This is a genomic window from Martelella sp. FOR1707, from assembly GCF_053484265.1.
Genome location: NZ_JBAKFP010000007.1, coordinates 131,095 through 145,461, shown reverse-complemented (window position 1 = coordinate 145,461; position 14,367 = coordinate 131,095). Strand labels below are relative to the sequence as shown.

Genomic DNA, 14,367 nt, shown 5'->3' with positions numbered 1-14,367 from the left:
CGGCGCATCCGCGCCACCCTCTCCCCTGCGGGGCGAGGGGGAGCGAAGCAGCCATCGCCTGACCGAGCGGAAAGGTAGTGCCTCGCCGGCGTCCCCTTCTCCCCTTGGGGAGAAGGTGGCCGAAGGCCGGATGAGGGCAGGGGGCGCAAGCAGTAACACTAGACGTAGGAATATTGTCCCATGACCGATCCCGTTATCGTCAAACAGGGCGCGTCACCCATCATTCTCGGCTTCCCGCACACCGGCACCCATGTCCCGCCGGAGATCGAGACGCGGCTCAATGAAAACGGCCATCTGCTCGCCGATACCGACTGGCATGTCGACCGGCTTTATGACGGTCTTCTGGCCGATGCGACGACAGTGAAGGCGACATTCCATCGCTATGTCATTGACGCCAACCGCGATCCCTCGGGGGCAAGCCTCTATCCCGGACAGAACACGACCGGCCTTGTGCCGGAGACGGATTTCGACGGCAAGCCGATCTGGAGGCAAGGTGAAGAACCGACAGAGGCCGATATCGCGGCGCGGACCAAGGCTTTCCATGCCCCTTATCACGCGGCGCTGGCGGCAGAGATCGAACGGGTGCGGCGGGAACACGGTATCGCCATTCTCTATGACTGCCATTCGATCCGCTCGCACATTCCCTTCCTGTTCGAAGGCAAGCTGCCGGACTTCAATATCGGCACCAATCTCGGCGTCACCTGCGCGCCCGAATTCGAGGCGGCGGCGCAAAGCGTGGTCGCTCATGCGCCTGGTTACGACCATGCTGTCAATGGCCGCTTCAAGGGCGGCTGGACGACGCGGCATTACGGCAAGCCAGCGACAGGCGTTCACGCCATCCAGATGGAACTGGCGCAATCGACCCATCTGACAACCGAAGCGCCGCCCTTTGCCTATGACGAGGCGAAGGCGGAAAAGCTGCGCCGCCATCTACAGGACATTCTGGAGCGGATCGAACGCCTGTCGTTCTCCGCACGCATGTAAAAGAGGGAACAGCCATGACCGACAATCCGCGACACAATGCCCGCGAAATCCACGCCCCGACCGGCACGGAACTCAATGCCAAGAGCTGGCTCACCGAAGCGCCGCTCCGCATGCTGATGAACAATCTCGATCCGGACGTTGCCGAAAAACCGCATGAGCTTGTCGTCTATGGTGGCATCGGCCGCGCGGCCCGCACCTGGGGCGATTTCGACAAGATCGTCGAGACGCTGAAGACGCTGGAAGATGACGAGACGCTGCTGGTGCAGTCCGGCAAGCCTGTCGGCGTGTTTCGCACCCATACGCAAGCGCCGCGCGTGCTGATCGCCAATTCCAACCTCGTGCCGCACTGGGCCAACTGGGACCATTTCCATGAGCTCGATCGGAAGGGCCTGATGATGTACGGCCAGATGACGGCCGGTTCGTGGATCTATATCGGCGCGCAGGGCATCGTGCAGGGCACCTACGAGACCTTCGTGGAGGCTGGCCGCCAGCACTATAACGGCGACCTGAAGGGCAAATGGATATTGACCGGTGGTCTTGGCGGCATGGGTGGCGCACAGCCGCTCGCCGCCGTGATGGCCGGCGCCTCCTGCCTCGCCGTCGAATGCGATCCGACACGCATCGATTTCCGCATCCGCACCGGCTATGTCGATGAAAAGGCCGAGACGCTGGACGAAGCGCTTGCCATGATTGACGCCTGGACGAAGGCGGGCGAGGCGAAATCCGTCGGCCTGCTCGGCAACACGGCGGAAATCCTGCCTGAACTCGTCAAACGCGGCGTCCGTCCCGACATCGTTACCGACCAGACCTCGGCGCACGATCCGGTCAATGGCTATCTGCCGGCCGGCTGGAGCCTCGGCGAATGGCGCGAGAAGGCGGAGCGTGATCCCAAGGCCGTGGAAAAGGCTGCTCGCGCATCGATGCGCACCCATGTGGAAGCCATGCTCGCCTTCTGGGACTTAGGCATTCCGACCGTCGATTACGGAAACAATATCCGCCAGATGGCCAAGGAAGAGGGCTGCGAACGCGCCTTTGATTTCCCCGGCTTCGTGCCGGCCTATATCCGTCCGCTGTTCTGCAAGGGCATCGGCCCGTTCCGCTGGGCGGCTCTTTCCGGTGATCCGGAGGACATCTACAAGACCGACCAGAAGGTCAAGGAGCTGCTGCCGGACAACACCCACCTGCACAACTGGCTGGACATGGCGCGTGAGCGCATTCATTTCCAGGGCCTGCCGGCGCGCATCTGCTGGGTTGGCCTCGGCGATCGCCACCGGCTTGGTCTTGCCTTCAATGAGATGGTGAAGAACGGCGAGCTGAAAGCGCCGATCGTGATCGGCCGCGACCATCTCGACAGCGGTTCCGTCGCCTCGCCGAACCGCGAAACCGAGGCGATGCAGGATGGCTCGGATGCCGTTTCCGACTGGCCGTTGCTGAACGCGCTGCTCAACACCGCGTCCGGCGCCACCTGGGTATCGCTGCATCACGGCGGCGGCGTCGGCATGGGCTTCTCCCAGCACTCGGGCATGGTGATCTGCTGCGACGGTTCCGATGACGCCGCCCGCCGCATCGGCCGCGTGCTCTGGAACGACCCGGCCACCGGCGTCATGCGCCATGCCGATGCCGGCTATGACATTGCGATTGAATGCGCGAAGGAAAACGGTCTGCGTCTACCGGGTATTCTCGGGAACTGATTGGTATTGGTCCGGGGGACCGAATGGCGCAGGGGTTCCGCCCCTCACCCGGCGCATACGCGCCACCCTCTCCCCTGCGGGGCGAGGGGTAGAGGGCGTAAGCCCTAAAAGCCGCAGTCTCTGTGCTCTCGGAGAGGGTTCACCCCCCTTTGCCCCTCAAGGGGGGAGGTTAAGATTGCGAGGCGCGGGAACCAACGGCGTTCGCCGAAACAGAAAAGACCGCGGTCCCCGGTCCTCACATCACTTCGCGTCGGGCCAGGCCGTCGGGTCGGTGTCAAGATCCGGGAACTGCTTCGGGTCGAACACCGGCCGTTTGACGCCTGCGGCGAGCTGGTCACGGAAATCGTTGATCAGCCGGAGCGCGATCGGGAACAGCATCATCAGCGCCAGAAGGTTGACGACGGCAAGGATGCCCATCATCGGATCGGAGAAGTTGAACACCGCCGTGGCGCCGGGGGCAACCGCGCCGATGAACACGATGGCGATGATGACCACCCTGAGGATCTGCAGCGCGCTGGCCTTGTCGGTCATGAAATCGAGCGCGTTCTCGCCGAGATAGTAGTTGTAGATGATCGACGAGAACGAGAACAGGAAGATCGCCGCCGTCAGGTAATACTGCGCCCAGGCCCCGAGATGGTCGACAATGCTCTGCTGGGTCAGGATCACGCCGTCGACCCCTTCCTGGCCCGGCTGGTAGACATCGCCGAGCAGGATCACGAAGGCGGTGCAGGAGCAGATGATCATCGTGTCGATGAACACCGAAAAGCTCTGGGTGATGCCCTGGCTCACCGGGTGGCGGACATAGGCGGTGGCGGCCACATTGGGCGCCGAGCCCAGCCCCGCCTCATTGGAAAACAGCCCGCGCCTGAGCCCGTTGGCAACCGCAGCGCCGATGCCGCCGGCCACCGCCTCGCGCAAGCCGAGCGCATTGGCGACGATATCCCACAACACCGCCGGAACAGCGGTGATATTGAGGAGGATGATCACCAGCGCCATGCCAATATAGCCGAAGGCCATGATCGGGATGATGACATCGGAAACCTTGGCGATGCGATGAATGCCGCCGAAAACGATGAAGCCCGTGGCAGCCGCCAGCACGATGCCCGTGACATAGCGCGGAATGCCGAGGCTGTCGGCAGCCGCGCCGGCAACCGTGTTGCCCTGAAACGCATTGAAGCCGATCGCGAAGGCCGCGATCAGGCAGACCGCGTAGATCAGCGCCAGCCAGCGATAGTTTTCGCCAAGACCGTGGATAATGGCCTGCGCCGGCCCGCCGCGATAATCGCCGTTCGGTTCGGTGCGCTTGTAGGCCTGGGCAAGCGTCGCTTCGACCAGGCCCGAGCACATGCCGACAAGGGCGATCGCCCACATCCAGAACACCGCGCCCGGCCCGCCGGCCGTGATAGCAACCGCCACGCCGGCAATATTGCCGCCGCCGACGCGCCCGCCGACCGAAACGAACAGCGCCTCGCGGGCGCTGATCTTGGAGGGATCGCCATCCTCATCGCCCCACAATACGCCGAACATGCGCTTGAAGAACCGGAACTGGACAAAGCCGCTCGCCGCCGTGAAGAACACGCCGAGCACGACCAGGAACGGCACCAGCGCCCAGCCCCAGGTCAGATCATTGATGTAGGTGAAAATCGTATCGAAAAACTGCACTGCCAGTCCCCTTTTGTCGCAAATGCATGCCGCGCCTACGCGCATCGATGCTCAGGGTCCCCACCCGAACGGACCGGCGCGGTCCATCGTTTTTGATTTGCTTGGAGGAAAGCGTATGCGCGAACGCGCCACGGGGCAAGCAGGTTCTCAATTGTCATCTGTCAATTTTGAGGCGGCGGGACGAAACGTCCGCCGCCTCGGAAAAGGCGTCAGCGCCAGCCGAGGCCCGGCGCGACATGTTTCAGGATCGCCTCGATGACATGGGCGTTATAGGCAACGCCAAGCTGGTTCGGCACGGTGAGCAGCAGGGTATCGGCCTCGGCAATCGCCTCGTCGCCCTTCAGCTGTTCGATCAGCCGGTCCGGCTCGGCGGCATAGGAGCGGCCGAAGACCGCGCGGGTCTTTTCATCGATATAGCCAATCGAATCCTGCTCGTTGCCGCCACGGCCGAAATAGGCCCGGTCCATGTCGGTGGTGAGCGCAAAGATCGAACGGCTGACCGAAACCCGCGGCGTCCAGTCGTGGCCGGCCTCTTTCCACGCGGCGCGGTAGGCGCGGATCTGATCGGCCTGCTGCCGGTGCAGCGGCTCGCCGGTCTCATCGAATTTCAGCGTCGAGCTCTGCAGGTTCATGCCAAGCTTCGCCGCCCATTCCGCCGTCGCATTGGTCGCCGAGCCCCACCAGATGCGCTTTCTCAGCCCCTCGGAATGCGGCTCCAGCCGCAGCAGGCCGGGCGGGTTGGGAAACATCGGCCGCGGATTGGGCTCGGCAAAGCCCTTGCCCTCAAGCTGGTCGAGGAACACTTCGGTGTGACGGCGCGCCATCGCGGCATCATCCTCGCCCTCGCCGGGCTGATAGCCGAAATAGCGCCAGCCCTCGATCACTTGCTCGGGCGAGCCTCGCGAAATGCCAAGCTGCAGCCTTCCGCCGGAAATCAAGTCTGCGGAACCGGCATCTTCGACCATGTAGAGCGGGTTTTCGTAGCGCATGTCGATCACGCCGGTGCCGATCTCGATCCGGCTGGTCCTTGCGCCGATCGCCGCCAGCAGCGGAAACGGCGAGGACAGTTGCCGGGCGAAATGATGCACCCGGAAATAGGCACCGTCTGCGCCCAGTTCCTCTGCGGCGACCGCAAGGTCGATCGATTGCGACAGCACATCGGCGGCCGAGCGGGTCGCCGATTGCTGCGACGGCGTCCAGTGCCCGAAGGACAAAAATCCTATTTTCTTCATAACCTGCATACCTCCGGCATGTTCATGCCTCTGTTTTGGGGCTTGGCCCTTTTGTTCCGATAGATGCCGTTCACGCAGGCCAAGAGCAATGCGGCATTCGATGAACACTGCGTTTCCCGGTCAACGCGCGCCCAAACGCAAAACGACCCGCCATTGGGCGGGTCGTCTCAATGTCGGTATATCGGTGCGGCTGAACCGAACAATGACGGCGCAGGGGGAAAATCAGCCGGTCAAGCCAAAACCCGAATAGGGCCTATTTGGCCGCCTTGCGGACCCGGTCTTTCCTGGGCTTTTCCGCCGGAGCAGTCGCATCCCGCTCCATTCTCAGCCGGCGCAAACGCGCCGTCTTGGTATCCAGAAGCCTGGCCTCCTCGGCAATGATCTCGCGCGCCGCCCTGTCTGTGGTCGCGAGCTTGTCCGTCGCCGAAACCCGGCCGGGTTTGGAAAGCTGATCTTTTATCTCAGTCATGGCTGTCTCCCTTACCGGAAGCCGCACCGGCTTCCTGGGCATTCTGCGACCAGACGCGATCGCCTGATCCCTGCGAGAATGCATCAAAACAAACGGAGAGAGACGTTGCTCTTGTCCGCCAAGGGCCGGCTTGGCCTAGCCCTTCTTGCGCGAGGGAAGGAGACCTTCGCGCTGCATCTGCTTTCTTTTCAGCTTGCGCAGACGGCGAACCGCCTCGCCCGCTTCGCGATTGCGTTTTTCCGAAGGCTTCTCGTAAGACCGCCGCGCCCGCATCTCGCGAAAGATGCCTTCACGCTGCATTTTCTTCTTCAGGACGCGGAGCGCCTGATCGACATTGTTATCTCTTACCAGTACCTGCAAGAAAACCTCCTTGATTGGTTTATGTTTCTTCCACATTCCCGCCCTTGCAGCGCTTGAGCGCGCAGGGCGGCAACATGAAAACAAAAAGGCCGGGATTAACCCGACCTCTTCCCAGTCACTGCCAGTACATCCGTGGTCAGCGACAGCGAATGACAATGATCTGCTGCTTGAAATAGGGCGATATCCGCCAATGCCGGAAGCGGTTGCCAGTACATCCGTGGTCAACCAGGGGCAATAAGATCAAGCAGCCTGAAGATTGTCGGCCGCGCTCTTTCCAGAGCGGTTGTCGCGAACGACTTCGTAGTTCAATTTCTGCCCGTCATTGAGCGATTGCAAACCTGCACGCTCAACGGCAGAGATATGAACGAAAACGTCCGTGCTGCCATCATCGGGCGCGATAAAGCCGTACCCCTTGGCAGCATTGAACCATTTGACTGTTCCGGTCGTCATGAGGATTTCCCTTCATTTGCGTTTCCTTCGCGGGAATTCGCGAAAGAGATCGATTTTGAGAGGAAATCGGTAGGGCAAATCGCCCCGGACAACGTCACAAGCAATGGTCGATGATCACCATATAGGCTCCTGCACCGCCGATTGCAACGGTCGGCGACAAATTAAACCAGCCGACGCGGCCGGAACGGGACCCTGACGCCACGAGAGGCGGCAGAAAGGGCGGCTCTGAGTCTGCCCCCGCGGGCGTTCCACCCCTTTGTGGGGAAGGAAGCCAGCGATGCGGGGCCGCTAGGCGATCCTTGAAAAGCGGGGAGCACGGTCATTCTTGCCGGCCTTTGCCGGGGAGGTAAACAACAACCCATTATTGTGCCATTAGCAATTTTCGGTTATCGCCGGGACGGGAGTGTGCAGATACAGGCCTTATCTCATGAGAATTCCATCGCCAACCGCGCTTTTTTCGGAACGGCCCCGCCGACTGGTCCGCCGCCGGTGGGTGCGCTACGGGCTTGCGGGCGGAATTCTTCTGGCTGTGGCTGCCTATCACCTCGTGCCCACCATCGTCTCGCCCGCTTCCATGAGCGATGCGCTGGAGGAAGAGCTTTCGGACTGGCTCGGCGCACGCGCGACGGTTGCGGGAACGCCGGAAATCTCCTACTGGCCCCGTCCCAGGATCACCGCGCATGGCGCCGCGATCCCCCGGCCGAGCGGCGGCGGGCTTCTGGTCTATGGCAACGCGGCGGAGTTGACGGCCGATTTCGGCATTTTCGGCGCGCTTTCGGGCAATCCCGCATTCTCCGACCTGACCTTCGAAAAGGCCGTCATCGTGCTGGAGGATGGCGGCGATCCGGGCGCCCTGCCGGCGAACAGGCTGGCGATGGCGGTCGCGGCCATTCAAGATGGCGAAGGCGGCATTGACGGCAAGGGGCCAGGAGAATTGCGGCTGATCGACAGCACAATCGCCATTGCCGGCAAGGGCGACGGCGATGGCGATCCGCGGATCGTGAAAGCCGTCACCGGAGAGCTGGACTGGGAAGAACTGAATGGTGCCGCCCGGTTTACGGGGTCCGCTGAAGTCGGCGGCGAGCCGACTGAAATTTCGCTCAGGACAGCCAAACCGGTCGCGATGTTTGCCGGCGGCTCCTCCACGGTCGATCTCATGCTTTCCAACGCGCTCGCCTCGGTGAGCTATCAGGGCACCGCATCGGGCAGACGGCCCTATTTCCTCAACGGCAGCTTCTCTCTTTCGACTGCCGACCTGCAGAATTTGATGACCCGGCTCGGCGTCGAGACACAGCTTCTCAGCACCGTGGGACAGGCATCACTGAAAGGCCAGGTCGCGCGCAGCGGACCATCCTTGCGCTTCTCACCCGTGGAACTGACAATCGGGGATTCCAGGGCAAGCGGCGCTCTCGATATCGTCATGCAGACGCCCGATGAGCCCGCCCGGATTTCCGCCACCATGGCGTTCACCGATATCGCGCTGTTCGATGCCCAGTCCTCTCTGCCATCCTGGATCGATACGATGGCGGAAGGTGCCGACGACGGAACCGGCGAGCCGCTATCCGATCTCGATCTGCGGGTCTCGGCCGGCACCGTTCGGCTTTCCGACATCACCCTTTCCGATGTCGCCGCCAGCATCATCCGCACCAGCGAGCAGACCAGTTTCGATATCGCCGACAGCAGGCTCGACAATGGCTCATTGTTCGCCCATGTCGCGGTGCAGAACGCCGGCACCGCCAAGGTCCGGCTGAACGCCGAAAATGTCAGATCGGGCCCGCTTTTCCGCCAACTCGGGATCAGCGTTCCGCTGGAAAGCGACGCGCTCACCCTCGAACTGGTCTACCAGGCGAATTTGCCGCTGGAGCGGAACGCCAAGGACGGCCTGTCGGGCAATTTCCGTTTTTCGGCCGGTCCCGGTCAACTGACCTGGCTTGACCTCAACGCGATCCTGGCAACGGCCGAAAACAGCAATGCCTTTGCTTTTTCCCCGCTGAAACAGGCGCCCTATGCCTTCCAGTCGATCAAGGGCCGCGGCAGTCTCGATGGCACCATCCTGACGCTCGACGGCGTCACTATCGAAGGCGAGAACCGGCAGATCACGATCGAGGGGCGGGTCGATACTGCCACCGGCCAGCTTGAGGCAAAGCTGACGGCGACGCCGAAAACCGGCGATACTCCCGGGATCGCACTCGATATCAGCGGCAACGCGCTTGCCGCCTTCGCGCGCGTTACCGAAATCCCCGCCGGAACTGCGTCCGACTAGCTCCTTCAGGCGTCCGCGCCGGAGCGTCTGCCGGCATAGAGCTCCGCCCGCGCCTTCATAAACCCGAACAGCCGGTCGGCGACCCGGCGGATATCGCGCTGGCGGCGATCGTCGTCGTGAAGCACCAGCCACTGGTCGTGGGTGAGTTCATCGATCACCGGACCCGCGCGCACAAGCCGCTGGTTGGCGTCGCCGATGAAACACGGCAGGACGGCAATCCCGGCGCCGGCCTCGACCAGATCGAGCATGGAGCGCGGCCGGCTTGCCGTCATGATGATGGCGTTGGCGTGGTGCGTGTGGGGCCAGGTGAGGTAACGCGAAATCGCGGCTTCCCTTGTGACCGCGATCCATTGCTCCGCGACTGCCGCGTTCCGTGCCCTGAACGGGGCATAGGCGGCGGGACATAGGCGACGGGCGGCAAGATTGGCCTCCTCCGGCCGGAAGGCGCGGATGCCGATATGGTTTTCGCGGTGGGCAAGGCTCGCGCGCTGTTCGCCGACGAGGAACTCAAGGCGGACGGGATCGCCCGGCGCGCGGATTTCGCTGATATGCTGACTGACGAGAAAGGCGTTCCATGTGCCGATGCCAAGACGCACCAGCGTCGGGGCCGCCGTCTCGCCGCCCCAGTCCTCGACCCGGCGTAGCCTGCCTTCCGCATCCTTCAGCATCGCGTGCAGCGTTTCGCCGTCCGGCGTCAGGCTGTAGCCGCGCGGGCTGCGGGTAAAAAGCACCCTGCCGAGCCGTTGCTCGAGGTCGAGCATGTGGCGGCCGACGGTCGCCGGGCTCAGCGCGCTTTCCTGGGAAGCGCCGGTGAGCCCGCCATGGCGGACAACCAGCAGGAACAGTTGATAATGAGACCATGGCGCATTTTTCATGAATGAAAAATAGGGCGCATTTCAGCCGGTATCAAACGATAATTTTTGCGCTTAATAGAGGCGATGGCTCACGACAAAGGAGACATCGCAATGCACCAGGCAAAACGCCCCCCGAAACTCACAGACAACGTCAACTGGCGCGATGTGCCGGAAGACGATTATTACCGCGCCTTCGCCAATCCACTGCCGAAATCATGGTATTTTCTGGCTTCGCTGGCGAAGCGTGTTGGAGAGGGCCTTCGCGTCACACAACGTCGCCGGCGGCAACGCCCGAGGCCCATGCCCACTGGAAATTGTAACCGCCAAGCCAGCCGGTAACGTCGACGCATTCGCCGATGAAATAGAGCCCCGGTACGGCCCGCGCCTCCATCGTGACGGATGACAGCGCCCTGGTGTCGATCCCGCCCAGCGTCACCTCCGCGGTGCGATAACCTTCCGTGCCCGCGGGCTTCACCCGCCAGTCCTGAACGGCTCGGGCCAGCGCCGCGAGCGCCTTGTCCGGCGTGTCGGCGAGCGGCCCGCCGGGGCCGCTCTTCTCGGCGAAATACTGCGCCAGCCGCTTCGGCACATGATTGGAAAGCGCGGTGACGGCGCTCTGCCTGCCATTCTCGCGCTTGGCCTTCACGAGTTCTGCCGCAAGATCGATGTCGGGCAGCATACGCACCGCGATCTCCTGCCCGGGCGTCCAGTAGGACGAAATCTGCAGGATGGCCGGGCCGGAAAGCCCGCGATGGGTGATCAGCATCGCCTCGCGAAAGGCGGTCCTGCCGCAGCCGATCTCGCTGTCGACGCCGATGCCCGAGAGCGGCTGCAACTCCGCCTGCAAAAGCGGATAGAGCGTGAACGGCACAAGGCCCGGCCGTGGCTCCAGCACCGATATCCCGAATGAGGCCGCAACGTCGTAGGCAAAACCAGTGGCCCCCATTTTCGGGATCGACTTGCCGCCCGAGGCGATAACCAGGGCGGCGCAGGAGGCTTTCTCACCGTTCAGCCGCATAGTGAAGCACTCGCCGATTCGGGCGATATCAGTGACCGACGTTTCCAGCGCGACCGTGACGCCGCCTTTGGCGCATTCGTCCATCAGCATGGCGATAATCTCGCGCGCCGAACCGTCACAGAACAACTGGCCCAGCGTCTTCTCGTGCCAGGCGATGCCGTGGCTCTCGACCAGATCGAGAAAATCGCGCGGGGTGTAGCGCGCCAGCGCGGATTTGGCGAAATGCGGGTTTTCGGAGATGTAATTGCGCGGACCGGCATGAATATTGGTGAAGTTGCAGCGCCCGCCGCCGGAAATGCGGATCTTCTCACCGGGCTTTTTCGCATGGTCGATCAGCAGCACGCGGCGGCCCCGCTTGCCGGCGCGCGCCGCGCACATTAGCCCGGCGGCCCCGCCCCCCACGATAATGACATCATAGTCTTTCATGCGCGTATTATCCCCAACGCGGCATCGGGCTTTGAGGCAGAAACTCAACTTGCCCCCTCGCCAACGCGTCACGGGTGTTTATGATACAGAAAACCGCAATGACAACCGGCGAGAAAAATGCCAGCCAAAAAAATATCCATGAAGACCGCAAGCAAAACCCAAAGCAGCAGAACCAAGCGGGCGAAGAAGCCGACCGTGCTTTCCTCCCCGGCCTCCGCGCGCGGTGTCGCGGACTGGAAGGATGCGGCGCGATGGCTGAAGGCACGCGGCATCGAGGATATCGAATGCATCACCCCGGACCTTGCAGGCGTACCGCGCGGCAAGATGATGCCGACCTCGAAGTTTACCTCCAACACTTCGCTCGCGCTTCCCTCCGCGCTCTACCGCCACACGATCTCGGGCGACTATCCGGATGAAAGCGGCAGCTTCCGCTATGAGCCGCGCGATAGCGACCTCAAGCTCGTGCCGGACCTTTCTACGCTGACAACGGTGCCCTGGGAGAGCGACCCGACCGCGCAGGTGATCTGCGACGTCGTCGGCTCCGATGGCGAGGAAGTTCCCTACACCCCGCGCAATGTCCTGAAGCGCGTGGTCGAGCTTTACGAGAAAAAGGGCTGGCGACCGGTGGTCGCGCCCGAGATCGAATTCTATCTCGTCGCCAAGAATGACGATCCCGACCTGCCGCTGGTGCCGCCGGTCGGCCGCTCCGGACGCCCGATCGTCGCCGGCCAGGCCTATTCGATCGCCGGCATCAACGAATTCGACGAGCTGATCGACGACATCTACCACTTCTGCGAGGCGCAGGGGCTGGAGATCGACACACTGATCCACGAGGAGGGCCCGGCCCAGCTCGAGATCAATCTGCGCCATGGCGATCCGCTGGAACTTGCCGACCAGGTGTTCTATTTCAAGCGCACCATCCGGGAAGCAGCCACCAAGCACGGCACCTTCGCCACCTTCATGGCCAAGCCGATGCAGGGCCAGCCGGGCTCGGCCATGCATATCCATCAGTCGCTGATCGATATCGAGACCGGCCGCAACGTGTTCTCGCTGGAAAATGGCGAGCCCTCGCCCGAATTCTTCCACTTCATCGGCGGCATGCAGAAATACGTGCCTTCGACGCTGGTGATGATGGCGCCCTATGTGAATTCCTATCGGCGCTTGACGCCGGACATGGCCTGCCCGGTCAACACCGCCTGGGGTTATGACAACCGTACCACGGCGTTCCGCATCCCGGTTTCCGATCCGGATTCCCGGCGCGTGGAAAACCGGCTGCCGAGCTCCGACGCCAACCCCTATCTGGCGCTCGCGGCATCGCTCGCCTGCGGCTATCTCGGCATCGAGAACCTCACTGACCCTTCCGCGCCGACCGCCGACACCGCCAATGAGGGCATTGTCGATCTGCCGCGTGGGCTCTTGGAAGCGCTGGCGCTGATGGAGGCCGAAACGGCGCTCGTCCCGGTGCTCAACCACGAATTCATCGACCTTTACGCCGGCATCAAGCGCGGCGAGTTTGAGACCTTCATGGAGGTGATCAGCCCGTGGGAACGGGAATTTTTGCTTTTGCATGTATAGTAGTGATTGTTTTGATGACGGAGACCTTCGCGAATGAAATGGCAAAGCCCGATTGCGCCGGGCCTTTCCTGGTATCAGGCAACGCTTGCCGAGCGGCCGACCTATCCGCAGCTTGACGGCTCGACCAGCGCGGACGTCATTATCGTCGGCGGCGGCTTCACCGGCCTTCAGGCGGCCTATCAACTGGCGGCCGACGGCGTTGACGTGGTGCTGCTCGACGCCGCCCGCTTCGGCGATGGCGCATCGGGGCGGAATGGTGGCCAGCTCGGCACCGGCCAGCACTGGTGGCCGGAAGAAATGGAGCACAAGCTCGGCAAGGCGCGCTCGCTCGCCTTTTTCCGCATGGCCGAGGATGCCAAGTCCCATCTTCTGGATTTTGCCCGCGCCCAGAAAATCGATATCGATTTCACGCCCGGCCAGCTTTCCGTCGCCCACAAGCGCAACATGGAATATACCTACCGCCATCACGCCGAGGCGCTGGCGGAGCGCTATGACTACCCGCATCTGTCGTTCATGAGCAGACAGGAGACGGCCGAGCGGCTCGGCTCCAACCACTATTACTGCGGCCTGCGCGATATCGGCACCGGCCATATCCATCCGCTGAAACTGCTGGTGGGCACCGCGAAGGCGGCGGCGGCGGCCGGCGCGCGCCTGTTCGAAATGACCAAGGCGCTCAATATCGACCGCGCCGATGGCAGGATCGCGGTCGAGACCGAGCGCGGCACGGTTACCGCCGACCGGGCGCTGATCGCCTGCAACGGTTATATCCAGGAGCATCTGGAGCCGAAGACGGCGGCGAAGATCATGCCGATCCGCTCCTTCATTGCCGCGACGACCCGCCTACCAAAGGCGCTGAAGATCCTGCCCGGCGGCGAATCGGTCGATGACAGCCGGTTCGTGGTGCGCTATTTTCGCAAGGCACCGACCGGAGAATTGCTGTTCGGCGGGCGCGAGGTCTATTCCGCCGATGACCCCAAAAACGTCTCCAAGCATCTCCACCGCCAGATCGTGCAGGTCTATCCGCAACTGGAAGATGTCGACATTACCCATGCCTGGGGCGGATCGGTGGGCATCACGCTGCCGCGCCGGCCGCTGGTGCACGACATCATGCCGGGCGTCACCTCGATCGGCGGTTTTTCCGGCCATGGCGTCATGCTGTCGAATTACTGCGGCAAGCTCTATGCCGATGAGATCGCCGGACGCTCGCAGGATCTCGGGCTTTACCGCGACCTCGAAATCCCCGCCTTCCCCGGCGGCGAGCGGCTGCGCAAGCCCTTGCTGTTCCTGGCCCTCACATGGTTCGCGCTTCGCGACCTGATCTAGTTGATTTCCTTTCGCCTGCGGATCGCCCCCGGCCCGCAAGCGCTTCACGACCGAGACCGA

The 14,367-nt window shown here is 62.7% G+C and carries 12 protein-coding genes; 5 read left to right on the top strand and 7 right to left on the bottom strand.

Annotation, left to right across the window (positions count from 1 at the left end):
* Nucleotides 1-180: 180 nt before the first annotated feature.
* On the top strand, nt 181-984 hold the full coding sequence (gene hutG / locus V6765_RS19215) for an N-formylglutamate deformylase (protein ID WP_448431758.1): 804 nt from the start codon (nt 181-183) through the stop codon (nt 982-984).
* A gap of 14 nt (nt 985-998) precedes the next feature.
* Nucleotides 999-2,675, top strand: coding sequence for a urocanate hydratase (hutU, locus tag V6765_RS19210; RefSeq protein ID WP_448431756.1), 1,677 nt, complete (start codon nt 999-1,001; stop codon nt 2,673-2,675).
* 240 nt (nt 2,676-2,915) lie between these two features.
* Here the strand turns inward: hutU and V6765_RS19205 are convergent, their stop codons facing one another.
* The 5 genes from V6765_RS19205 to V6765_RS19185 all read right to left on the bottom strand — a co-directional run bounded on the left by V6765_RS19205 (nt 2,916) and on the right by V6765_RS19185 (nt 6,848).
* On the bottom strand, nt 2,916-4,337 hold the full coding sequence (locus tag V6765_RS19205; RefSeq protein ID WP_448431754.1) for an alanine/glycine:cation symporter family protein: 1,422 nt from the start codon (nt 4,335-4,337) through the stop codon (nt 2,916-2,918).
* A gap of 209 nt (nt 4,338-4,546) precedes the next feature.
* Nucleotides 4,547-5,569, bottom strand: coding sequence for an LLM class flavin-dependent oxidoreductase (locus V6765_RS19200; RefSeq protein ID WP_448431752.1), 1,023 nt, complete (start codon nt 5,567-5,569; stop codon nt 4,547-4,549).
* Nucleotides 5,570-5,822: 253 nt separating this feature from the next.
* Nucleotides 5,823-6,038, bottom strand: coding sequence for a hypothetical protein (locus tag V6765_RS19195; RefSeq protein ID WP_448431751.1), 216 nt, complete (start codon nt 6,036-6,038; stop codon nt 5,823-5,825).
* Nucleotides 6,039-6,173: 135 nt separating this feature from the next.
* Nucleotides 6,174-6,398, bottom strand: coding sequence for a 30S ribosomal protein S21 (rpsU, locus tag V6765_RS19190; protein ID WP_018065179.1), 225 nt, complete (start codon nt 6,396-6,398; stop codon nt 6,174-6,176).
* A 240-nt stretch (nt 6,399-6,638) separates the two neighbouring features.
* Nucleotides 6,639-6,848: a cold-shock protein gene (locus tag V6765_RS19185; RefSeq protein WP_448431748.1), complete on the bottom strand. Its 210-nt coding sequence runs from the start codon at nt 6,846-6,848 to the stop codon at nt 6,639-6,641.
* Between the two features lie 427 nt (nt 6,849-7,275).
* Between V6765_RS19185 and V6765_RS19180 the strand changes: the two genes are divergently transcribed.
* The gene (locus tag V6765_RS19180; RefSeq protein ID WP_448431746.1) at nt 7,276-9,111 is read left to right on the top strand and encodes an AsmA family protein; all 1,836 of its coding nucleotides are present in this window, start codon (nt 7,276-7,278) and stop codon (nt 9,109-9,111) included.
* 5 nt (nt 9,112-9,116) lie between these two features.
* Here V6765_RS19180 and V6765_RS19175 read toward each other — a convergent pair whose 3' ends face one another.
* On the bottom strand, nt 9,117-9,986 hold the full coding sequence (locus tag V6765_RS19175) for a LysR family transcriptional regulator (protein WP_448431744.1): 870 nt from the start codon (nt 9,984-9,986) through the stop codon (nt 9,117-9,119).
* Nucleotides 9,987-10,230: 244 nt separating this feature from the next.
* Nucleotides 10,231-11,409 carry an NAD(P)/FAD-dependent oxidoreductase gene (locus tag V6765_RS19170; protein WP_448431742.1) on the bottom strand — a complete coding sequence of 393 codons (1,179 nt, stop codon included), beginning with the start codon at nt 11,407-11,409 and terminating at the stop codon, nt 10,231-10,233.
* Between the two features lie 117 nt (nt 11,410-11,526).
* On the opposite strand from V6765_RS19170, the gene V6765_RS19165 reads away from it, so the two are divergent.
* The gene (locus V6765_RS19165) at nt 11,527-12,984 is read left to right on the top strand and encodes a glutamine synthetase family protein (RefSeq protein WP_448431740.1); all 1,458 of its coding nucleotides are present in this window, start codon (nt 11,527-11,529) and stop codon (nt 12,982-12,984) included.
* Nucleotides 12,985-13,017: 33 nt separating this feature from the next.
* The gene (locus V6765_RS19160) at nt 13,018-14,307 is read left to right on the top strand and encodes an NAD(P)/FAD-dependent oxidoreductase (protein WP_448431738.1); all 1,290 of its coding nucleotides are present in this window, start codon (nt 13,018-13,020) and stop codon (nt 14,305-14,307) included.
* The last annotated feature ends 60 nt before the right edge of the window (nt 14,308-14,367 follow it).

What these genes read in the sequence shown, in the direction of transcription:
- hutG (WP_448431758.1), top strand. Translation starts at nt 181, where the DNA reads ATGACCGATCCCGTTATCGTCAAACAGGGCGCGTCACCCATCATTCTC.
- hutU (WP_448431756.1), top strand. Translation starts at nt 999, where the DNA reads ATGACCGACAATCCGCGACACAATGCCCGCGAAATCCACGCCCCGACC.
- V6765_RS19200 (WP_448431752.1), bottom strand. Translation starts at nt 5,569, where the DNA reads ATGAAGAAAATAGGATTTTTGTCCTTCGGGCACTGGACGCCGTCGCAG.
- V6765_RS19195 (WP_448431751.1), bottom strand. Translation starts at nt 6,038, where the DNA reads ATGACTGAGATAAAAGATCAGCTTTCCAAACCCGGCCGGGTTTCGGCG.
- V6765_RS19185 (WP_448431748.1), bottom strand. Translation starts at nt 6,848, where the DNA reads ATGACGACCGGAACAGTCAAATGGTTCAATGCTGCCAAGGGGTACGGC.
- V6765_RS19180 (WP_448431746.1), top strand. Translation starts at nt 7,276, where the DNA reads ATGAGAATTCCATCGCCAACCGCGCTTTTTTCGGAACGGCCCCGCCGA.
- V6765_RS19175 (WP_448431744.1), bottom strand. Translation starts at nt 9,986, where the DNA reads ATGAAAAATGCGCCATGGTCTCATTATCAACTGTTCCTGCTGGTTGTC.
- V6765_RS19170 (WP_448431742.1), bottom strand. Translation starts at nt 11,409, where the DNA reads ATGAAAGACTATGATGTCATTATCGTGGGGGGCGGGGCCGCCGGGCTA.
- V6765_RS19165 (WP_448431740.1), top strand. Translation starts at nt 11,527, where the DNA reads ATGCCAGCCAAAAAAATATCCATGAAGACCGCAAGCAAAACCCAAAGC.
- V6765_RS19160 (WP_448431738.1), top strand. Translation starts at nt 13,018, where the DNA reads ATGAAATGGCAAAGCCCGATTGCGCCGGGCCTTTCCTGGTATCAGGCA.